The 21,918-nt window shown below is 71.4% G+C and carries 13 protein-coding genes and 3 rRNA genes; all 16 read left to right on the top strand.

The annotated features are described in order from the left end of the window. Window positions 1-37 precede the first annotated feature (37 nt). The 16 genes from argG (at window position 38) to HOP40_RS27610 (ending at window position 21,810) form a co-directional block, all read left to right on the top strand. Complete coding sequence (argG, locus tag HOP40_RS27685) at window positions 38-1,477, top strand: argininosuccinate synthase (protein ID WP_172164056.1); 1,440 nt, start codon at window positions 38-40, stop codon at window positions 1,475-1,477. Then, a complete protein-coding gene (gene argH / locus HOP40_RS27680; RefSeq protein ID WP_172164053.1) occupies window positions 1,477-2,883 on the top strand; it encodes an argininosuccinate lyase in 1,407 nt (468 codons plus the stop codon). Before argG ends, argH begins: the two co-directional genes overlap by 1 nt. A gap of 25 nt (window positions 2,884-2,908) precedes the next feature. Then, entirely contained in the window at window positions 2,909-4,159 is a 1,251-nt protein-coding gene (locus tag HOP40_RS27675; protein ID WP_172164050.1) for an aspartate aminotransferase type Ic, read from the top strand. Next, entirely contained in the window at window positions 4,156-4,776 is a 621-nt protein-coding gene (locus HOP40_RS27670; protein WP_172164047.1) for a DNA-3-methyladenine glycosylase, read from the top strand. Before HOP40_RS27675 ends, HOP40_RS27670 begins: the two co-directional genes overlap by 4 nt. A gap of 22 nt (window positions 4,777-4,798) precedes the next feature. After that, window positions 4,799-6,094 carry a tyrosine--tRNA ligase gene (tyrS, locus tag HOP40_RS27665; RefSeq protein WP_240157311.1) on the top strand — a complete coding sequence of 432 codons (1,296 nt, stop codon included), beginning with the start codon at window positions 4,799-4,801 and terminating at the stop codon, window positions 6,092-6,094. 422 nt (window positions 6,095-6,516) lie between these two features. Continuing rightward, window positions 6,517-8,043 (top strand): 16S ribosomal RNA (locus HOP40_RS27660). A gap of 385 nt (window positions 8,044-8,428) precedes the next feature. Further along, a 23S ribosomal RNA gene (locus HOP40_RS27655) occupies window positions 8,429-11,545 on the top strand. A 147-nt stretch (window positions 11,546-11,692) separates the two neighbouring features. Further along, window positions 11,693-11,809 (top strand): 5S ribosomal RNA (rrf, locus tag HOP40_RS27650). The 16S, 23S and 5S rRNA genes sit together here, the layout of an rRNA operon. Window positions 11,810-13,587: 1,778 nt before the next feature. Then, complete coding sequence (locus HOP40_RS27645; protein WP_172164044.1) at window positions 13,588-14,877, top strand: hypothetical protein; 1,290 nt, start codon at window positions 13,588-13,590, stop codon at window positions 14,875-14,877. Then, window positions 14,874-15,914 (top strand): HAD-IIA family hydrolase, encoded by a 1,041-nt coding sequence (locus HOP40_RS27640; RefSeq protein WP_205346945.1) that lies wholly within the window; start codon window positions 14,874-14,876, stop codon window positions 15,912-15,914. The genes HOP40_RS27645 and HOP40_RS27640 overlap by 4 nt, the downstream gene beginning before the upstream one ends. After that, window positions 15,911-16,096 (top strand): hypothetical protein, encoded by a 186-nt coding sequence (locus tag HOP40_RS27635; RefSeq protein WP_172164041.1) that lies wholly within the window; start codon window positions 15,911-15,913, stop codon window positions 16,094-16,096. The genes HOP40_RS27640 and HOP40_RS27635 overlap by 4 nt, the downstream gene beginning before the upstream one ends. A gap of 5 nt (window positions 16,097-16,101) precedes the next feature. Then, window positions 16,102-16,890 (top strand): TlyA family RNA methyltransferase, encoded by a 789-nt coding sequence (locus HOP40_RS27630; RefSeq protein ID WP_172169319.1) that lies wholly within the window; start codon window positions 16,102-16,104, stop codon window positions 16,888-16,890. Continuing rightward, window positions 16,887-17,798: an NAD kinase gene (locus HOP40_RS27625; RefSeq protein ID WP_172164038.1), complete on the top strand. Its 912-nt coding sequence runs from the start codon at window positions 16,887-16,889 to the stop codon at window positions 17,796-17,798. Before HOP40_RS27630 ends, HOP40_RS27625 begins: the two co-directional genes overlap by 4 nt. Before the next feature lie 50 nt (window positions 17,799-17,848). Continuing rightward, window positions 17,849-19,663 carry a DNA repair protein RecN gene (recN, locus tag HOP40_RS27620; protein WP_172164035.1) on the top strand — a complete coding sequence of 605 codons (1,815 nt, stop codon included), beginning with the start codon at window positions 17,849-17,851 and terminating at the stop codon, window positions 19,661-19,663. A 63-nt stretch (window positions 19,664-19,726) separates the two neighbouring features. Continuing rightward, window positions 19,727-20,911, top strand: a complete 1,185-nt coding sequence (steA, locus tag HOP40_RS27615; RefSeq protein WP_172164033.1) for a putative cytokinetic ring protein SteA — start codon at window positions 19,727-19,729, stop codon at window positions 20,909-20,911. Beyond that, window positions 20,908-21,810: a copper transporter gene (locus HOP40_RS27610; protein ID WP_172164030.1), complete on the top strand. Its 903-nt coding sequence runs from the start codon at window positions 20,908-20,910 to the stop codon at window positions 21,808-21,810. Before steA ends, HOP40_RS27610 begins: the two co-directional genes overlap by 4 nt. Window positions 21,811-21,918 lie beyond the last annotated feature (108 nt).

Here is a 21,918-nt window from a genome sequence, read left to right as displayed (position 1 = left end):
ACCCGAACCCCGAACTCCGACCTAGGAGCTGTCACCCGTGAGCAAGGTCCTGACCTCCCTCCCGAAGGGCGAGCGCATCGGCATCGCCTTCTCCGGAGGGCTCGACACCTCCGTGGCGGTCGCCTGGATGCGCGAGAGCGGCGGGATCCCGTGCACCTACACCGCCGACCTCGGCCAGTACGACGAGCGCGACATGTCCGGCGTGCCCGGCCGCGCCAAGCAGTACGGCGCCGAGATCGCCCGGGTCGTCGACATCCGGCCGCAGCTCGTCGAGGAGGGCCTGGCCGCGCTCGCGTGCGGCGCCTTCCACATCCGCTCCGGGGGCCGCACCTACTTCAACACCACGCCGCTGGGCCGCGCCGTCACCGGCACCCTGCTGGTGCGCGCCATGCAGGCCGACGACGTGAACATCTGGGGCGACGGCTCCACGTTCAAGGGCAACGACATCGAGCGGTTCTACCGCTACGGCCTGCTCGCCAACCCCGAGCTGCGCATCTACAAGCCCTGGCTCGACGCCGACTTCGTCCAGGAGCTGGGCGGGCGCGACGAGATGAGCCGCTGGCTCACCGCGCACGGGCTGCCCTACCGCGACTCGGCCGAGAAGGCGTACTCCACCGACGCCAACATCTGGGGCGCCACGCACGAGGCCAAGACCCTCGAGCACCTCGACGTCTCGCTGGAGACCATCGAGCCGATCATGGGCGTGAAGTTCTGGGACGCGTCGGTGGGCATCGAGGCCGAGGACGTCGCGGTCACGTTCGAGGGCGGGAAGCCCGTCGCGATCAACGGCACGCGGTTCGCCGACCCCGTCGACCTCGTGCTGGCGGCCAACGCGATCGGCGGCCGCCACGGCCTCGGCATGTCCGACCAGATCGAGAACCGGATCATCGAGGCCAAGTCCCGCGGCATCTACGAGGCGCCCGGCATGGCGCTGCTGTTCGCCGCCTACGAGCGGCTGATCAACGCCATCCACAACGAGGACACGGTGGCGGCCTACCACTCCGAGGGGCGCAAGCTCGGCCGCCTGCTCTACGAGGGGCGCTGGCTCGACCCGCAGGCGCTGATGATCCGCGAATCGATCCAGCGCTGGATCGCCTCGCTCGTCACCGGCACGGTCACGCTGCGCCTGCGCCGCGGCGACGACTACACGGTCCTCGACACCCAGGGCAGCGGCTTCTCCTACCACCCCGACCGGCTGTCGATGGAGCGCGTCGAGAACGCCGCGTTCGGCCCGACCGACCGCATCGGCCAGCTGACGATGCGCAACCTCGACATCGCCGACTCCCGCGCCAAGCTCGAGGCCTACGCCGGCCAGCCGCACGACCAGGGCACGGTGCTCGTCGAGCACGGCACCCTGTTCGGCGAGCTGCCCTCGGGCGGCTTCGACCGGATCGCGGCGGCCACCGACGACGCCACGGGCGAGCTCGACGCCGGCAAGTCCCTCGACGAGGCGGCCCTGGAAGCGGGGACCGACTGATGGCGGGATCCGCGCTCTGGGGCGGGCGCTTCGCCTCGGGCCCGGCCGACGCGCTGGCGGCGCTGTCGAAGTCCACGCACTTCGACTGGCGCCTCGCCCCCTACGACGTCCGCGGGTCGATGGCGCACGCCCGGGTGCTGGCCTCGGCCGGGCTGCTCACCGACGCCGAGCTCACCGGCATGCTCGACGCGCTGGCCAAGCTGGGCGCCGACGTCGAGTCGGGCGCGTTCGGCCCGGCCCCCGACGACGAGGACGTGCACTCCGCCCTGGAGCGCGGGCTCATCGAGCGCGCGGGCCCGGAGCTGGGCGGCAAGCTGCGCGCCGGCCGCTCGCGCAACGACCAGGTGGCCACGCTGTTCCGGATGTGGCTGCGCGACGCGGCCGCCCGGATCGGCGCGGGTGTGCTCGACGTCGTCGACGCGCTGGTCGCGCAGGCGTCGGCGCACCCGGACGCGCCCATGCCCGGCCGCACGCACCTGCAGCACGCGCAGCCGGTGCTGCTGGGCCACCACCTGGCCGCGCACGCGCACGCTCTGCTGCGCGACGTCGACCGCCTGCGCGACTGGGACGCCCGTGCCGCCGTCTCGCCCTACGGGTCGGGCGCGCTGGCGGGCTCGTCGCTCGGGCTCGACCCGGAGGCGGTCGCCGCGGAGCTGGGCTTCGCCTCCTCCAGCGCCAACTCCATCGACGGCACCGCGTCGCGCGACTTCGCGGCCGAGGCGGCGTTCGTGCTCGCCATGGTCGCGGTCGACCTCTCCCGCCTCGCCGAGGAGGTCATCATCTGGGCCACGGCGGAGTTCTCCTACGTCACGCTCGACGACGCCTACTCCACCGGCAGCTCGATCATGCCGCAGAAGAAGAACCCCGACGTCGCGGAGCTGGCGCGCGGCAAGGCGGGCCGGCTGATCGGCAACCTCACCGGCCTGCTGGCCACGCTCAAGGGCATGCCGCTGGCCTACAACCGCGACCTGCAGGAGGACAAGGAGCCGCTGTTCGACTCCGTCGAGCAGCTGGAGCTGCTGCTGCCCGCCGTCGCCGGCATGGTCGCCACGCTCACGTTCCACACCGACCGGCTCGCCGAGCTGGCCCCGGCCGGGTTCACCCTCGCCACCGACGTCGCCGAGTGGCTGGTGCGCCAGGGCGTGCCGTTCCGCGTGGCGCACGAGGCGGCGGGCGGCTGCGTCCGGGCGGCGGAGAGCCGCTCGGTCGGCCTGGCCGACCTCACCGACGCCGAGCTCGCCGCCGTGCACCCCGCGCTCACCCCCGGGGTGCGCGAGGTGCTCACGGTGGCGGGCTCGATAGCCTCGCGCAACGCCCGCGGCGGGACCGCGGGGGGGCGCGTCGCCGAGCAGCTCGACGACCTGCGCACCGCCGCGGCCACCGCCCGCGGCACTGTCTCGCCCTGATCTCGGCAACGACCGGAGGACCCTCATGAGCACGGATCTGGCCCGCCCCGACCTGGCCGGCGCCCAGGCCGACTACGACGCCCTCGTCGCGCAGGGCATGAAGCTCGACCTCACGCGCGGCAAGCCCTCGGCCGCGCAGCTCGACCTGTCGTCCGCGATCCTGGGTCTGCCGGGGGAGCGGTACAAGGCCGACGACGGCACCGACACCCGCAACTACCAGGGCCTGCAGGGGCTCAAGGAGCTGCGCGAGATCTTCGCGCCGTCGCTGCAGGTGCCCGTCGACCAGCTGATCGCGTTCGGCAACTCCAGCCTCGAGCTCATGCACGACACGCTGGTGCACGCGCTGCTCTCGCCGCTGCCCGGCGCCGAGCGCCGCTGGGTCGACGAGGAGCGGGTCGTCTTCCTCGCGCCCACGCCCGGCTACGACCGGCACTTCGCCGTGTGCGACCGCCTCGGCATCGAGCTGCTCGCCGTCCCGATGACGCCCGACGGCCCGGACATGGACGTCGTCGAGCGGCTGGTCGCCGAGGACCCGTCGATCAAGGGCATCTGGTGCGTGCCGAAGTACGCCAACCCCGACGGCGTCGTGTACTCCGACGAGACGACCCGGCGCCTGGCCGCCATGCCCACGGCCGCCCCGGACTTCCGGATCATGTGGGACAACGCGTACGCGGTGCACCACCTCACCGAGGACGCGATCGAGGTCGCCGACGTGCTGGCCCTGGCCGACGCGGCCGGCAACGCCGACCGTCCCTTCGTCTTCGGCTCCACGTCGAAGATCACACTCGCGGGCGCGGGCGTCGCGTTCCTGGGGGCCTCGCCCGCCAACGTCAAGTGGTGGCTGGCGCTCACCGGCAAGCGCACCATCGGCCCGGACAAGGTCAACCACCTGCGCCACGCCCTGTTCTTCGGCGACGCCGCGGGTGTCGCCGCGCACATGGCGCGCCACCGGGAGCTGATCGCGCCGAAGTTCGCCGTGCTGGAGAAGATCCTCACCGAGAACTTCGCCGACACCCCCGGGGTGTCCTGGTCGTCGCCGAAGGGCGGCTACTTCGTCACGCTGACGGTGCCCGAGGGCACGGCCACCGAGATCGTGCGCCTGGCCCGCGAGGCCGGGATCGCGCTCACGCCGGCCGGGGCCACGCACCCCGGCGGCGAGGACCCGCAGGACGCCATCATCCGGCTCGCGCCGACGTTCCCGCCGCTCGAGGAGGTCGAGAAGGCGATGACCGGCGTCGCGGTGTGCGTCAAGCTGGCGCTGGCGCAGCAGGCGTGAGGACGCTCCTCGACCGCGAGGAGCTGAGCACCGACGTCCTCCCCGCGGCCGTGCGGCTGCTGGGGTGCACCGTGGAGGCGGACACCCCGGACGGCACGGTCGCGGTGCGGCTCGTCGAGGTCGAGGCGTACCGCGGGGCCGACGACCCGGCGTCGCACAGCTACCGGGGGCGGACGCCGCGCAACAGCGTGATGTTCGGCCCGGCCGGGCACCTGTACGTCTACTTCGTCTACGGCATGCACTTCTGCGCCAACGTCAGCTGCCTCGACGAGGGGGAGGCGGGCGCGGTGCTGATGCGCGCGGGGGAGGTGGTGTCCGACCTCACGGTCGCCCGGAGCCGCCGCCCCACCGCCCGCCGCGACACCGACCTGGCCCGCGGCCCGGCCCGGCTCGCGTCGCTGCTGGGCCTGGACCGCGGGCACAACGGGGTCGACGTGACGAGCGCGACGTCGCCGGTGCGCGTCCTGTCCGGGCCGCCGGTGCCGGCGTCGCGGATCCGCACCGGGCCGCGCGTCGGGGTGGCGGGGGCGCACGAGCTGCCGTGGCGGTTCTGGGTCGACGGCGCTCCCGAGGTCAGCGTGTACCGCCCGGGCCGGGTCCGGCCCCGGACCCGGTAGCCCGCTGCGGGAGGATGGGGCGGTGAGCACGGACATCTCCCGCAGCACCGGCATCCTGGACGACCTGGAGTGGCGCGGCCTCATCGCGCAGAGCACCGACCGGGAGGCGCTGCGGCGCGACCTGGTTGACGGCGTCCTGACGCTCTACGCGGGCTTCGACCCGACGGGCCCGAGCCTGCACGCCGGGCACCTGGTGCCGCTGCTCACACTGCGCCGGTTCCAGCAGGCCGGGGCGCGGCCGATCGTGCTCGCCGGAGGGGCCACCGGGATGATCGGCGACCCGCGCGACGTCGGTGAGCGGTCGCTCCACGACGTCGAGACGATCCGCGACTGGGGGTCGCGCATCCGCGGGCAGCTCGAGCGGTTCGTCGAGTTCGACGACACGCCGACCGGTGCGCTCGTCGTCAACAACCTGGACTGGACCGGCGGGCAGACCGCGCTGGAGTTCCTGCGCGACGTCGGCAAGCACTTCTCGGTCAACGTGATGCTCGGCCGGGAGACGGTGAAGCGCCGCCTCGCCGCCGACGGGCTCTCGTACACCGAGTTCAGCTACCTGCTGCTGCAGAGCCAGGACTACCTGCACCTGTACCGGCGCCACGGCTGCCGGCTGCAGATCGGCGGCTCCGACCAGTGGGGCAACATCGTCGGCGGGGTGGAGCTGATCCGGCGTGTGGAGTCCGCCGGGGTGCACGCGCTGACGACGCCGCTCGTCACCGACGCCGAGGGCCGGAAGTTCGGCAAGTCCACCGGCGGCGGCAACATCTGGCTCGATCCGGCGATGACCTCGCCGTACGCCTGGTACCAGTACTTCGTGAACGTCGGTGACGCCGACGTCGGCCGGTACCTGCGCCTGTTCACGTTCCTGCCCCGCGAGGAGATCGAAGCTCTCGAGGAGGACGTCGCCGAACGGCCCCACCTGCGCGCCGGACAGCGCGCGCTCGCCGCCGAGCTCACCACGTTGGTGCACGGCGCACGCCAGACGGAGCAGGTGGTGATGGCGAGCGGCGCGCTGTTCGGGCGCGGGGAGCTGCGCGACCTCGACACCGGCACGCTCGACGCCGCCCTGGCCGAGGTGCCGCACGCCGACGTGGTCGCGTCCGACCGGCCGACGATCGTCGACCTGCTCGTCGCCACCGGTCTGTCCGAGAGCCGGGGGGCCGCGCGGCGGGCCGTGGGGGAGGGCGGCGCGTACGTGAACAACGCGAAGGTCGCCGACGAGGCGTGGACGCCGGCCCCCGGTGACGCCCTCGCGGGGGGCTGGCTCGTCGTGCGCCGCGGGAAGCGCAATCTCGCCGGTGTGCGCGTCCTGGGCTCGTGACCTGCGGAAACGCCGAAACGACCCCCCCGATTTGACTCCCCGGAACCGGGGTGTGTAACTTTCTCCTCGTCGCCACGGCGGGCAGCACGACAGACCGGGACGAAATCTTCGGCCCAGAGTCAGCCCGCGGAACGGTGACCATCCGCAAGGCCCAGCACCGCGAGGTGTAGCCTTGCCAGCACGTCCCAAGTAGTTGGGCCTGGCGGGAGTTTGACACCGCGATCAGGACCATGTAGCTTGGAAAAGTTGCCCCGGCCCGGTCCGCGAGGATCGCGATGGTGTGCGGGTGTCTTTTGAGAACTCAACAGTGTGTCGAACAGTGCCGTCTCTGGACGGTACGGATGTGAAATTGGTTTTTGTGCCAGTTTGTTTTTCCTGCGACCCCGTCGCAGGTACTTTGGTTGGGTTTTCAACCTCTTTTTTTGTTGGAGAGTTTGATCCTGGCTCAGGACGAACGCTGGCGGCGTGCTTAACACATGCAAGTCGAGCGGTAAGGCCCTTTCGGGGGTACACGAGCGGCGAACGGGTGAGTAACACGTGGGTGACCTGCCCTCAGCTCTGGGATAAGCCTGGGAAACTGGGTCTAATACCGGATATGACCTCTCATCGCATGGTGGGTGGTGGAAAGTTTTTTCGGCTGGGGATGGGCCCGCGGCCTATCAGCTTGTTGGTGGGGTGATGGCCTACCAAGGCGACGACGGGTAGCCGGCCTGAGAGGGCGACCGGCCACACTGGGACTGAGACACGGCCCAGACTCCTACGGGAGGCAGCAGTGGGGAATATTGCGCAATGGGCGAAAGCCTGACGCAGCGACGCCGCGTGGGGGATGACGGCCTTCGGGTTGTAAACCTCTTTCGACCTTGACGAAGGCCTTCGGGTTGACGGTAGGGGTAGAAGAAGCACCGGCCAACTACGTGCCAGCAGCCGCGGTAATACGTAGGGTGCGAGCGTTGTCCGGAATTATTGGGCGTAAAGAGCTCGTAGGCGGTGTGTCACGTCGGTCGTGAAAACTTGGGGCTTAACCCTGAGCTTGCGGTCGATACGGGCATCACTTGAGTTCGGCAGGGGAGACTGGAATTCCTGGTGTAGCGGTGAAATGCGCAGATATCAGGAGGAACACCGGTGGCGAAGGCGGGTCTCTGGGCCGATACTGACGCTGAGGAGCGAAAGCGTGGGGAGCGAACAGGATTAGATACCCTGGTAGTCCACGCCGTAAACGGTGGGCGCTAGGTGTGGGGGCCATTCCACGGTCTCTGTGCCGCAGCTAACGCATTAAGCGCCCCGCCTGGGGAGTACGGCCGCAAGGCTAAAACTCAAAGGAATTGACGGGGGGCCCGCACAAGCGGCGGAGCATGTGGATTAATTCGATGCAACGCGAAGAACCTTACCTGGGTTTGACATGCACTAGACGCTGGTAGAGATATCAGTTCCCTTGTGGCTGGTGTGCAGGTGGTGCATGGCTGTCGTCAGCTCGTGTCGTGAGATGTTGGGTTAAGTCCCGCAACGAGCGCAACCCTCGTTCCATGTTGCCAGCGGGTTATGCCGGGGACTCATGGGAGACTGCCGGGGTCAACTCGGAGGAAGGTGGGGATGACGTCAAGTCATCATGCCCCTTATGTCCAGGGCTTCACACATGCTACAATGGCCAGTACAGAGGGCTGCGAGACCGTGAGGTGGAGCGAATCCCTTAAAGCTGGTCTCAGTTCGGATCGGGGTCTGCAACTCGACCCCCGTGAAGTTGGAGTCGCTAGTAATCGCAGATCAGCAACGCTGCGGTGAATACGTTCCCGGGCCTTGTACACACCGCCCGTCACGTCACGAAAGTTGGTAACACCCGAAGCCGACGGCCTAACCCGTAAGGGAGGGAGTTGTCGAAGGTGGGACTGGCGATTGGGACGAAGTCGTAACAAGGTAGCCGTACCGGAAGGTGCGGCTGGATCACCTCCTTTCTAAGGAGTTCTCACCGTGTGGTGAGGCTGACCGGCCACTCTGAAGGTGGTTGGTTCTCCTTTCACGATATCCATCGACTTGTCCGGCCGGCCCTTCGTGGGTTGGTGGTGGGGGTTGGTGGCTGGGTGGAACATAGAGACCAAGTAGACCTTTCACATCTTCCTGCTCCTGTCATGGGTGTGGGTGTTCGGCACGCTGTTGGGTCCTGAGGGGACACCTGCTTGCAGGGTTTTCTCTGGCTGCTCCTGGCCTGGACCGTCTAACGCTTCACTTCTGTTGCTGGCTTGGTTGTCGGTGGCGGGTGTTGGGGTGGTGGTGGTCGATTGAGGGTTGGGGTGTGGTTGTGTGTTGAGTGTTGCATAGTGGATGCGAGCATCTTGTTGTGAACAAGTGTTTAAGGGCACATGGTGGATGTCTAGGCATCAGGAGCCGATGAAGGACGTGGGAGGCCGCGATAGGCCTCGGGGAGCTGTCAACCGAGCTGTGATCCGAGGATGTCCGAATGGGGAAACCCAGCACCCGTCATGGGGTGTTACCAGCATCTGAATACATAGGGTGTTGGAGGGAACGTGGGGAAGTGAAACATCTCAGTACCCACAGGAAGAGAAAACAACCGTGATTCCGTGAGTAGTGGCGAGCGAAAGCGGAAGAGGCTAAACCTATGTCGTGTCAAGCCGGCAGGCGTTGCGATGTGGGTGTTGTGGGATGTCGTCGTAGGTGGACTGCCGTCTGCCTGACTGCGTGGTGTCGCGTTAGCGGAAGACTTCTGGAAAGGGTTGCCGTAGTGGGTGAGAGCCCCGTACGCGAAAACCCGACACGCGTGGTGGATGATGCTCCCGAGTAGCAGCGAGCTCGTGGAATTTGCTGTGAATCTGCCGGGACCACCCGGTAAGCCTAAATACTCCCTGATGACCGATAGCGGACTAGTACCGTGAGGGAAAGATGAAAAGTACCCCGGGAGGGGAGTGAAATAGTACCTGAAACCGTGTGCCTACAAGCCGTCAGAGCCTTTGGGTGATGGCGTGCCTTTTGAAGAATGAGCCTGCGAGTTATGCTTCGTGGCGAGGTTAACCCGTGTGGGGTAGCCGTAGCGAAAGCGAGTCTGAATAGGGCGTCTGAGTCGCGGGGTGTAGACCCGAAGCGGAGTGATCTACCCATGGCCAGGTTGAAGCGACGGTAAGACGTCGTGGAGGACCGAACCCACCAGGGTTGAAAACCTGGGGGGATGAGCTGTGGGTAGGGGGTGAAAGGCCAATCAAACTCCGTGATAGCTGGTTCTCCCCGAAATGCATTTAGGTGCAGCGTCGCGTGGTGGATGCCGGAGGTAGAGCACTGGATGGGCTAGGGGGACCAAAATCTTACTGAACTCAACCAAACTCCGAATGCCGGTATTTCTAGCGCGGCAGTGAGACTGTGGGGGATAAGCTTCATAGTCGAGAGGGAAACAGCCCAGATCACCGGCTAAGGCCCCTAAGCGTGCGCTAAGTGGGAAAGGATGTGGGATCGCCCAGACAACCAGGAGGTTGGCTTAGAAGCAGCCACCCTTTAAAGAGTGCGTAATAGCTCACTGGTCAAGTGGTCCTGCGCCGACAATGTAGCGGGGCTCAAGCGCACCGCCGAAGCCGTGGCAATACCACATGAGATCCGCTTCCTGGTCTTCGGGCCTGGTTGTGTAGTCGTGGTGTTGGGTAGGGGAGCGTCGTGCATCCAGTGAAGCGGCGGGGTGACCCAGTCGTGGAGGGTGTGCGAGTGAGAATGCAGGCATGAGTAGCGAATGCAGAGTGAGAACCTCTGCCGCCGAATGACCAAGGGTTCCTGGGCCAGGTTAATCCGCCCAGGGTGAGCCGGGACCTAAGGCGAGGCCGACAGGCGTAGTCGATGGACAACGGGTTGATATTCCCGTGCCCGTGATAGTGCGTCCGTGCTGAGGCCGGTGATGCTAACCATCCGAACCCGCTTACCGACCTTTGGGTTGGTTTGTTGGGGGAGCGTGGGACCCGATCCGGTAGTAGGCAAGCGATGGGGTGACGCAGGAGGGTAGCTCCGCCAGTGAATGGTAGTACTGGTGCAAGCCTGTAGCCCGACATCCAGGTAAATCCGGGTGTCATACAAGGGTGAGAGGTGACGCGTAGCCGATTGAGGCGAAGTAGAGTGATCCCATGCTGCCGAGAAAAGCCTCTAGCGAGTGCTGTTGCGGCCCGTACCCCAAACCGACACAGGTGGTCAGGTAGAGAATACTAAGGCGATCGAGTGAACTGTGGTTAAGGAACTCGGCAAAATACCTCCGTAACTTCGGGAGAAGGAGGACCGGCTGCTGTGAAGCTCCTTGCGGGCTAGCGGTGTCCGGTCGCAGAGACCAGGCCCAAGCGACTGTTTACTAAAAACACAGGTCCGTGCGAAGTCGCAAGACGATGTATACGGACTGACGCCTGCCCGGTGCTGGAACGTTAAGAGGACCTGTTAGTCCTTCGGGGCGAAGCGGAGAATTTAAGCGCCAGTAAACGGCGGTGGTAACTATAACCATCCTAAGGTAGCGAAATTCCTTGTCGGGTAAGTTCCGACCTGCACGAATGGCGTAACGACTTGGGCGCTGTCTCGACCACAGACTCGGCGAAATTGCACTACGAGTAAAGATGCTCGTTACGCGCGGCAGGACGGAAAGACCCCGGGACCTTTACTACAGCTTGGTATTGGTGCTCGGTTCGGCTTGTGTAGGATAGGTGGGAGACTGTGAAGCGGCCACGCCAGTGGTTGTGGAGTCATTGTTGAAATACCACTCTGGTCGAATTGGGTGTCTCAACCTCGGGCCATGATCTGGTTCAGGGACAGTGCCTGGTGGGTAGTTTAACTGGGGCGGTTGCCTCCCAAAATGTAACGGAGGCGCCCAAAGGTTCCCTCAGCCTGGTTGGCAATCAGGTGTTGAGTGTAAGTGCACAAGGGAGCTTGACTGTGAGACCGACAGGTCGAGCAGGGACGAAAGTCGGGACTAGTGATCCGGCACCACCTGGTGGAAGGGGTGTCGCTCAACGGATAAAAGGTACCCCGGGGATAACAGGCTGATCTTGCCCAAGAGTCCATATCGACGGCATGGTTTGGCACCTCGATGTCGGCTCGTCGCATCCTGGGGCTGGAGTAGGTCCCAAGGGTTGGGCTGTTCGCCCATTAAAGCGGTACGCGAGCTGGGTTTAGAACGTCGTGAGACAGTTCGGTCCCTATCCGCCGCGCGCGCAGGAGACTTGAGGAAGGCTGTCCCTAGTACGAGAGGACCGGGACGGACGGACCTCTGGTGTGCCAGTTGTCCCGCCAGGGGCACGGCTGGTTGGCTATGTTCGGAAGGGATAACCGCTGAAGGCATCTAAGCGGGAAGCCTGTTCCAAGATGAGGTCTCCCACCACCTTGCGTGGTTAAGGCCCCCAGCAGACCACTGGGTTGATAGGCCAGAGATGGAAGCCCGGCAACGGGTGGAGTTGACTGGTACTAATAGGCCGAGGGCTTGTTCATGACGAGTTGTTCGCATCCACTGTGCGACCCTGAACACACAAACACTGTGTGGTCGGGTTGCGAATCGGTTCGATGAGACTGCGTCTCGTGTTCGCATCCACTAATTGTATACGCTTTGATCGAGTACGACACTAGTTGGATAGTGTTGTCGGTGGTTATGGCGGAGGGGGAACGCCCGGTCCCATCCCGAACCCGGAAGCTAAGCCCTCCAGCGCCGATGGTACTGCACCTGTCAGGGTGTGGGAGAGTAGGTCGCCGCCGACATCAAACATGATTTGTGGGCCCCCGCCGTCAGGCGGGGGCCCACTTTTTTGTATCCTCTGTCGGTGAGTATCGCGGATGGTTCCGGCGATGACCGCCCGCGACGGGATGATCGCGGCGGCTCCCCGGCACGACAAGATCGATCAGGTGGAGAACGACGCGGAAACCCGTCGCGAGGTGGATCCGGTTCCGGCCGTGATTCCCGTGGCGATTCCCGTCGCAGTGGTGGGGCCGGCGGTTCCGGCGGCGTGGGGAGCGGCTGGTCCGACTCCCGCGCGCGTGGCTCGTCGGACCGGCGGCGTGACGACCGTCCCCAGGGGGGCGGGTACGCCGGCGGGCGGTCTGGCGGCGGCTACTCCCGGAAGGACGACGGCGGTTCGCGCGGCGACCGGCCCTCCTACGGCGGCGCCCGGCATGACGACGACCGCGGTGGACGCGGTGCACCGTCCCGGGACGACCGCGGATCGCGCGACGACCGCGGTGCGCGTGACGACCGCGGCTACCGCGGTGGCGGCGGTGGACGTCCCGACACCCGCGGTGGCTCCGGCTGGCGCTCCGACGGTCCCGCACGGTCCGACGACCGCCGCGGGGGCTCCGACGACCGCAGGGGCGGCTACGGCGGCAAGGAGCGCACCGGCGGCACGACGGGGGGCTCGGACCGTCCGGCTCGCAGCACGTGGAGCGACCGGTCCCGTCCGGACTCGCGTGGCGGTGACCGTCCGGGTGGCGACCGGCGCGACGGCGGCTCCGCACCCCGAGGCGATCGCTCCGACGACCGACGTCCGGCGCGCGACGACCGCCCGGCCGGCCGCAGCGGCGGCTACCAGGGTCGCGACGACCGGGGTCGGTCCGGCTCGTCCGACCGTCGTCCCGGCTCCGACCGTCCGTCGGGCGGCTCCGGTGGGTACCGGGGCTCGTCCGACCGCGAGGGGACCGGTGGCTACCAGGGATCGTCCGACCGGCCGCGCTCGTCCGGCTACCAGGGGTCCGGCGGCGGCCAGGGGTCTGCGGACCGGCGCGGCTCCGGCTACCAGGGATCCGGTTACCAGGGCTCGGGCGGCAAGGGAGCCGGCTACCAGGGCGCCGGCTACAAGGGATCACGGGACGACGCGGGATCGCAGACGGGCAACCGCGAGGAGCGTCGTGCCGGCTACCAGGGCAACCGGGACGACCGGCGCTCCGGGTACCAGGGTTCCCGTGACGACAGCCCTCGTGACGACAGGGGTTCGCGCGGCGACCGCGGTGGGTACCAGGGCTCGGGCCAGCGCTCCGGGGGCCACCAGGGCGGGCGCGACGACCGCGCTCCGCGTCGTGACGACGAGCGCGCCGGGTCCCGCCCGGTAGGGGACCGTCGGGACGACCGGCCGTCACGCACGACGTCCGACCGCCCGGCATCCAGCCGTCCCACGTCCGACCGCCCCGCCTCGGACCGGCCGTCGTACGACCGCTCGGCCTCGGATCGCGCGAGGTCCGACCGTCCCGTCTCCGACCGCCCCACCTCGGACCGTCCCGCATCGGACCGCCCGCGTGCGGACCGGGCCGGATCGGACCGTCCGGCGTCGGACCGCCCGTACCGCGAGCGCCGCGAGGACGGGCCCCGGCGCGACAGCGCGGACCGTCGGCCGGCGCGGTCGGGGGACCGGCCGGACCGCGGCTCGTCCGCGGGCCGCCCCTTCGCCGAGCGGACCGGACGCTCCGACCGCCCCTCGGGCGACCGCCGCACCGACCGCCGGTCCGACGACCGGCGCCCGGCCACGGGCGGTGCCCGTGAGCGGGCGGGGGTGCCGGAGTCGGCGCGGGCGTCGTTCGTCGCGGAGCCCGCGCTGAGCGACGAGTTCACCGTGGCGGCGCTCGACCCGGAGGTCCGCCGCGACCTGCGCGGGCTGCAGAAGGACACCGCCGACAGCGTCGCGCGGCACCTCGTGGCGGCGGGGACCCTCGTCGAGGAGGACCCCGAGCTCGCCCTGGAGCACGCGCGGTACGCGAGGCGGAGGGCGTCGCGGATCGCGGTGGTCCGCGAGGCCGCCGGGATCACGGCGTACCACGCGGGGGAGTGGGCCGAGGCGCTCGCGGAGCTCCGCGCGGCCCGGCGGATGGGCGGCGGGCCGGTGCACCTGCCCGTGATGGCCGACATCGAGCGCGCCCTCGGGCGCCCCGAGCGGGCGATCGACATCGCGCGCGGGCCGGAGGCGTCCGAGCTGGGCACGGCCGAGCGGATCGAGCTGGCCATCGTGGCGGCCGGTGCGCGGCGCGACCTCGGTGAGCTCGACGCCGCGGTCGTCGGCCTGCAGCTCCCGGAGCTCGAGCCCACGCGGCGCGAGCCCTGGAGCCCGCGGCTGTTCTACGCCTACGCCGACAACCTGCTGGCCGCCGGGCGCGAGTCCGACGCGCTGCAGTGGTTCGTGCACGCGGCCGACGCCGACGCCGAGGGCGAGACCGACGCCATGGGCCGCATCGCCGAGATCACCGGCGAGGACCCGGACGACGCCGACGACTTCGCCTTCGGGGTGGAGGACGGGGACGTCGTCGTGGAGGTCGAGCCCGCCGCCGAGGCCGAGGATCCGGTGGGCGACCCGGTGGCGGACGAGGCCGACCTCGACCAGGTCGAGGAGCTGGCCGACGGGGCTGGGGCTGGGACGGCCGCGGTGGAGGAGCCGGTCGAGGACCTGGCGGGCGAGGAGCCCGTGGTCGACGACGCGCTGGTCGAGGAGGCTGTCGACGAGGCTGTGGTCGACGGGGTCGCGGCCGATGGGCCGGATGACGAAGTCGAGGCTGACGAGGGCGTGGCCGCCGACGGCCCGGTCGACGAGGGCCCGATCGACGGACCGACCGACGGTGTCGAGAGCGAAGCGGCCGCGGTCGAGGTCCCCGTCGTCGACGTCCCCGTCACCGCTGCACCGGTCGACGAGGTCGTCGTCGAGGTGCCGGCCGACGTGGTCACCACCGAGCCGGTGGGGTCGGCGGCGGACGAGGTCGTGGTGGAGGCCGACGAGGCCGACGACGTCGCCGAGCCGGCGAGCCCGGCGCAGGAGCCGGACGAGGCGGACGGGACGGGGGGCACCTCCCGGTGACCACCCCGCTGGACCGGCACGACGTCCTGCTCGCCGACCTCGACGGCACCCTCTACCGCGGCGCGGTCGCGGTGCCGGGGGCGGTGGAGGCCGTGCTGGCGGCGCAGGAGCGGGGCCTAGCGACGATGTACGTCACCAACAACGCCTCCCGCCGGCCGGTCGACGTGGCCGCGCACCTGGTGGAGCTGGGGTTCCCCGCCACCGAGCGGGAGGTCGTCGCCAGCTCGCAGGCCGCCGCGACCATGCTCGCCGCGCAGCTCCCGCCGCGTGCGGCGGTGCTGGTCGTGGGCACCGAGGCGCTCGCCGAGGAGGTGACGCGGGTCGGGCTCACGGTCACCGCCGACGCCGCGGAGGCCGCCGCCGTCGTGCAGGGCCACAACCCGGAGACGGGCTGGCGGGTGCTGGCCGAGGCCACGGTCGCGCTGCGGGCGGGGGCGGTCTGGGTGGCGTGCAACGTCGACCCGACCCTGCCCACCGAGCGCGGGCCGCTGCCCGGCAACGGGTCGATGGTGGCCGCCCTGCGCATGGCGTCGGGGCGGGAGCCGCAGGTGGCGGGCAAGCCCGCGCCCGCGCTGCTGCACGAGGCCGCGAGCCGCTCGGGCGCGCGGAACCCGCTGATGATCGGTGACCGCCTGGACACCGACGTCGAGGGCGGCCGCGCCGCCGGGATGACCACGCTGCTGGTGCTCACCGGCGTCTCCGACGCCACCGAGCTGCTGGGCGCGCCGCCCGCGCTGCGCCCGGACCTGATCGGCGCCGACATGGCCGCGCTGGCGCTGCCCGCCGACGAGCTGGCCCCGGGGCCGCGCCCCGGGTGGGACGTGCGGGCGTCCGACGGGGGCCTGGAGCTCTCCGGCGACGGCCACGCGCTCGATGCGCTGCGCGCCCTGTGCGCGGCGCACTGGGCCGCGGGCGGCGGGCCGGCGCGCGTCTCACCGTCGGGTGAGGGGGCTATGCGGGTCCTCGGCGAGCTGGGGCTCGTCCCGGCTACCGTGGCGGGAGCCGACACCCCCGACCCGGCCGGAGCCCGACCATGACCGTCCCGATCCCGGGACCCCCCCGCCCGACCGACCCGCGCGGGCCCGACCCGCGCGCGGCCGTCGCCGCGGCGATGGCCGGCCTCGACGCCCTGGCCGAGCGCCCGCTCGCGGAGCACGTCGACGCCTACGAGCGGGTGCACACCGCGCTGGGCGACGCGCTGGCCGCGGGCTCGGCGTGACGCGGGTGGTCACCCGGGCCCGGCTGGACGCGGAGCTGGTGCGGCGGGGCCTGGCCCGGTCGCGGCAGCAGGCGGCCGAGCTGGTCGAGCAGGGGCTCGTCACCGTCCACGGCGTGGTGGCCGGCAAGCCCGCCACCGTCGTCGACCGCGACACCCCGGTCGTCGTCCGCGAGACCGGCGAGCGCGAGTGGGCCTCCCGCGGCGCGCACAAGCTGATCGGCGCCCTGGACGCCCTCGACGTCGACGTGTCCGGCGCCCGCTGCCTCGACGCCGGCGCCTCCACCGGCGGTTTCACCGACGTGCTGCTCGACCGGGGCGCGGCCGAGGTCGTGGCCGTCGACGTCGGCTACGGGCAGCTCGTGTGGCGGCTGCGCAGCGACGGGCGCGTGCGGGTGCACGACCGCACCAACGTCCGCGCGCTCACCCCCGACGACATCGGCGGGACGGTCGCGGTGACCGTCGCCGATCTGTCCTTCATCTCCCTGCGCACGGTCCTGCCCGCGCTCGCGGCCTGCACCGACGGCGTGCTGCTGCCGATGGTGAAGCCGCAGTTCGAGGTGGGGCGCGAGCGGCTGGGGTCCGGCGGGGTCGTGCGCGACCCGGCGCTGCGCCGCTCCGCGCTCGTCGACGTCGCGGCGGCCGCGCGGGCGCTCGGGCTGGTGCTGCGCGGGGCGCAGGCGAGCCCGCTGCCCGGCCCGTCGGGCAACGTCGAGTACTTCCTGCTGCTGGCCCGCACCGGCGAGGACGCCGGCGACGACGTGCTCGCCCGCGCGGTCGAGCAGGGGCCGGCGTGACGCCCCGGGAGGTCGTCCTCGTCCTGCACACCGGGCGGGAGACGAACCGGCGCACGGCCGCGGCGGTCGCGGCCCGGCTCGCCGCCGACGGCATCCGGCTCCGGGTGATCGGCGAGGAGTGGGCCGAGGTCGGCGACGGCGACCTGCCCGCGTCGCTCGCCCCCCGGATCGTCGACGGGCGCCCGGGGTGCGCGGAGGGCGCGGAGGTCGTGCTGGTCCTCGGCGGCGACGGCACGCTGCTGCGCGCCGCGGAGATGGCCCGCCCGGTGGGGGTGCCGCTGCTGGGCGTCAACCTCGGGCGGGTGGGGTTCCTGGCCGAGGCCGAGCAGGACTCGCTCGGCGAGGCCCTCGACCTCATCGTCGCCGGCGGCTACCGGGTCGAGGAGCGGATGACGCTCGACGCCGTCGCCCGTCGCAACGGCGACGTCCTGGCGCGCACCTGGGCGCTCAACGAGGCCGCCGTCGAGAAGAGCACGCGCGAGCGCATCCTCGAGGTGGTGCTGGAGGTCGACGGCCGGCCGGTGTCGGCGTTCGGCTGCGACGGCGTGCTCTGCGCGACGCCCACCGGCTCCACGGCGTACGCGTTCTCCGCGGGCGGGCCGCTGGTGTGGCCGCAGGTGGAGGCGCTGCTGCTGGTGCCGAGCAACGCGCACGCGCTGTTCGCCCGGCCGATGGTGATCTCCCCGGACTCGCAGGTGGCCGTGGAGATCGACGCGAACGGGCCGCCCGCGGTGCTCGACTGCGACGGCCGCCGCCTCGTCGAGCTGCCGCCCGGGGCGCGCGTGGAGCTCTCCCGCGGGGAGCAGGGGGTGCGGATGGTGCGCCTGGACGGGCAGCCCTTCGCCGACCGGCTCGTCCGCAAGTTCGACCTGCCGGTCCGCGGCTGGCGCGGGGCTCCGAAGCCGTAGCCGGCCCTCCTCGTCCGGAACTGTCGGGGGGCGCCCGTACCCTCCGACACATGCTGGCCGAGATGCGGATCCAGGGGCTCGGCGTGATCGACGACGCCACCCTCGAGCTCGATCCCGGGCTCACCGTGCTCACGGGGGAGACCGGCGCGGGCAAGACGATGGTGGTCACCGGGCTGTCGCTGCTCGGCGGCGGGCGCGCGGACGCGTCACGGGTCCAGGAGGGGGCCAAGCGGGCGGTGGTCGAGGGCCGGTTCGCCGCCGGGGAGGCAGCGCTGGCCGTCGCCGACGAGGTGGGGGCCGACGCCGACGAGGACGGCACGCTGATCGCGGTCCGCACGGTGGGGGCCGACGGGCGGTCGCGGGCGCACCTGGGCGGGCGGTCGGTGCCGGTCGGGGTGCTCTCGCGGCTGGCCGAGGCCACGCTGGCGGTGCACGGCCAGAACGACCAGCTGCGGCTGCTGCGCCCGGCCGAGCAGCGCGCCCTGCTCGACCGGTTCGCCGGCGACGCGGTCGCGGGCCCGCTCGCGCGCTACCGGTCGGTGCGGGCGGAGTGGCAGAAGGTGGCCGCCGAGCTGGTGGAGCGGCGCGACGGCGCCCGGCGGATGGCGCAGGAGGCCGACCTGCTGCGCCACGGGCTCACCGAGATCGGCGCCGTCGACCCGCAGCCGGGGGAGGACTCCGAGCTCCAGGCCCAGGCCCGCCGCCTCGCCGCGGCCGACGAGCTGCGCGAGGTGGCCGTCCTCGCGCAGGTCGCGCTCGTCGGGGCGGAGGAGGGCGACCCGGACGCGCCCGCGGCGCTCGCGCTGATCGGCGACGCGCGCCACCGCCTCGCCGGGTCGGGCGACGACGAGCTCGCCGCGCTCGACGCCCGGCTGGGGGAGGTGCTGGCCCTGCTCGCCGACGTGGGGGCCGAGCTCACCGACTACCTGGGCCGGCTCGACGCCGACCCCGAGCGGCTCGCGGCGGTGCTGTCGCGGCAGGCCGAGCTCAAGGCGCTCACGCGCAAGTACGCCGCCGACGTCGACGGCGTGCTCGCCTGGGCCGAGGAGGCCCGCGGGCGCCTCGACGGGCTCGACACCTCCGAGGAGACGCTCGGCCTGCTCGCCGAGCGCCGCGACGCGCTCGCCGAGGAGCTGGCCGGGCACGCCGAGGAGGTCACGGCCGCGCGGGTCGAGGCCGCGGAGCGCCTGGCCGCCGGCACCACCGCGGAGCTGGGCGGGCTCGCGATGGCCGACGCCCGGCTGCTGGTCGACGTGCGGCCGCGCCCGGCCGGGCCCGACGCCCCCGACGCGCTCACGGTCGGCGGGCTGCGGCTCACGGCCGGCACCACCGGCGTCGACGACGTGGAGCTGCGGCTGGTGGCGCACGGCGGGGCCACGCCGCAGCCGCTGCACAAGGGGGCGTCCGGCGGCGAGCTGTCGCGGGTGATGCTGGCGCTGGAGGTGGCGCTGGCCGGGGCCGACCCGGTGCCGACGATGGTGTTCGACGAGGTCGACGCCGGGGTCGGCGGGCGCGCCGCGGTGGAGATCGGGCGTCGCCTGGCCCGCCTCGCCGCGCGCCACCAGGTGATCGTGGTGACGCACCTGCCCCAGGTGGCGGCCTACGCCGACCGGCACCTCGTCGTCGACAAGTCGGTGCCCACGGGCGCGGGAACCGACCGCGCGCGCAGCCGGGTGCGCACGCTGGCCGAGGGCGACCGGATCGTCGAGCTGGCCCGGATGCTCGCCGGGCTCGACGACACCGACACCGGCCGCGCCCACGCCGAGGAGCTGCTCGGCGCGGCCCGCGCCCACCGCGAGGCCGACCGCGCCCCGGCGGCGAAGCGCGGTGCGGCGCGCAAGGGGGCCGCGAAACGGACACGGTGACGCTGGGGTGACGGTCCGGCGTGCCTTCCTGGCCCTCGGTCCACCCGGTGTCACAGTGCGTGCATGAAGTTGTCCGGCCTGCTGCACCGCACTCGCCCCGAGCTGCCCGGGATCTCCGGGATCGCCCGCGTCGACCGCCGCACCGACGCCCTCCTGCGCCGGGTGAAGGCGGGGGAGATCGCGGTGCTCGACCAGATCGACCTCGACCGCGCCACCGCCGACGCGCTGGTGGCCGCCGACGTCGCCGCCGTCGTCAACGCCTCGCCGTCGATCTCGGGGCGCTTCCCCAACCTCGGGCCCGAGGTGCTGGTGGCCGCCGGGATCCCGCTCGTCGACAACGTGGGCGACGGGGTGCTGCACGCCGTCCGCGACGGCAGCAAGCTGCGCCTGCTCGACGGCGTGCTGTACCTGGGCGAGATGCAGGTCGGCGAGGGTGTCGAGCAGGACGCCGACTCGGTGGCCGACGCGCTGGTCGAGGCCCGCTCCGGGCTGACCCACCAGCTCGAGGCGTTCGCCGCCAACACCATCGAGTTCATGCGCCGCGAGCGCGCGCTGCTGCTCGACGGTGCCGGGGTGCCCGACGTCGACGTGGACCTGGCCGGGCGTCAGGTGCTCGTCGTCGCCGCCGGGTACGACCACGTCGCCGACCTCGCCAAGCTGCGCAACTACATCCGCGAGTACCGGCCCGTGCTCGTCGGGGTCGGGGCGGGCGCCGACGCGCTGCTCGCCGCCGGGCACTCGCCCGCGCTCATCGTCGGCAACCCCGGCGAGGTGTCGAACGAGGCGCTGACCAGCGGCGCCGACGTCGTCGTCCCCGCCTTCGCCGACGGCCAGGCGCCGGGCCTGCACCGCGTGCAGGACCTCGGCACCGGCGCCGTCACGTTCCCCAGCTCGGGCAACCCGGAGGACCTCGCGCTGCTGCTGGCCGCGCACCACGGGGCGTCGATGGTGGTGACCGTCGGGCTGTCGGCGAGCATGGCGGAGTTCCTCGACCGCGGCCGCTCGGGCAGCAACGCCTCCACCTTCCTCACCCGCCTGCAGCTCGGCGGGATCCTGGTCGACGGGCGGGTGATCGCCGCGCTCTACCGCAGCCGGGTCTCGCTCGGCGCGATCGTGCTGATGATCGCCGCGGCGGTGGTGGCCGTCGTGGCCGCGCTGCTGGTCTCCGACGCGGGGGACGCGGTGCTCGACGCGATCGCCCAGGCCTGGAACGGCCTCGTCGGCACCGTGCGGGGCTGGTTCGGATGATCTCCCTGCGCTACCACGTCGTCTCGATCGCGGCGGTGTTCCTCGCGCTGGCCCTGGGCGTCGTCCTGGGGGCCAGCGGGGTGTCCGACCGCCTGCTGTCGGCCGTCTCCGCCCAGCGCGACGACCTCGGCAGCCAGGTGCAGACGCTCACCACCGAGCGCGACGACCTCGCCGCCGCCGCCCGTGCCTCCGACGAGTTCGCCCGCCGCGTCGGCCCCGCCGCCGTCCGCGGCCTGCTCGACGGGCGCGCCGTCACGCTCGTCACCGCCGGCGCCGACCCGGCCGCGCGCGACGGCCTCGTCGCCCTGCTCGGGCAGTCGGGCGCGACCGTGAGCGGGGAGGTCGCGCTCACCGACGCCGTCGGCGACCCGGGCCGCGCCGACCAGCTCCGCGAGCTGACCGCCGGCCTGCTCCCGACCGGGGCGCAGCTCCCCGCCGCGTCCGACACCGGCAGCCTGCTCGGCGGGCTGCTCGGCGGTGCGCTGCTCGAGGGCGGCGACCCGGCCGCGGTCCTCACCGGACTCACCACGGCGGGCTTCGTGGCCGCAGGCGACGTCCCGGAGCCCGCCTCGCTCGTCGTGGTGCTCACCGGCGGGGCCCTCACCGGACTCGACGCCGCCGACGCGGCCGCCGTCGTCGCCCGCCTGGCCGCCGAGCTCGACCGCCGCGGCGCGGGTGCCGTGCTGGCCGGCAGCACCGGCTCGGCCGAGGCCACCGGCGCCGTCGGGGTGGCCCGCGCGGACTCCACCGTGACCGCCGCGCTCTCGACCGTCGACGACGTGCAGTCGGGCACGGGGCAGGTGTCGACGGTGCTGGCCCTGCGCGAGCAGCTCGACGGCCGCGCCGGGCGCTACGGCTCGGCCGCGACGGCGGCCGACGGCGCCGCTCCGGTCGCCTGAGGACGGTCGCAGGGACGGCCCGGCGACGGCCCGGGGACGGCTCGGGGGACGGGGTCCGGCGCGATCGGGTGAGCCGGGCACCCCGCCGGCCGTCCGCGGGGGAACCGC

Origin of the sequence: Pseudonocardia broussonetiae, assembly GCF_013155125.1 — a bacterium.
GTDB classification, from domain to species: Bacteria; Actinomycetota; Actinomycetes; order Mycobacteriales; family Pseudonocardiaceae; genus Pseudonocardia; species Pseudonocardia broussonetiae.
This window is presented reverse-complemented; position numbering and strand designations above follow the sequence as displayed.

What these genes read in the sequence shown, in the direction of transcription:
- HOP40_RS27675 (WP_172164050.1), top strand. Translation starts at nt 2,909, where the DNA reads ATGAGCACGGATCTGGCCCGCCCCGACCTGGCCGGCGCCCAGGCCGAC.
- recN (WP_172164035.1), top strand. Translation starts at nt 17,849, where the DNA reads ATGCTGGCCGAGATGCGGATCCAGGGGCTCGGCGTGATCGACGACGCC.
- HOP40_RS27635 (WP_172164041.1), top strand. Translation starts at nt 15,911, where the DNA reads ATGACCGTCCCGATCCCGGGACCCCCCCGCCCGACCGACCCGCGCGGG.
- argH (WP_172164053.1), top strand. Translation starts at nt 1,477, where the DNA reads ATGGCGGGATCCGCGCTCTGGGGCGGGCGCTTCGCCTCGGGCCCGGCC.
- steA (WP_172164033.1), top strand. Translation starts at nt 19,727, where the DNA reads ATGAAGTTGTCCGGCCTGCTGCACCGCACTCGCCCCGAGCTGCCCGGG.
- HOP40_RS27610 (WP_172164030.1), top strand. Translation starts at nt 20,908, where the DNA reads ATGATCTCCCTGCGCTACCACGTCGTCTCGATCGCGGCGGTGTTCCTC.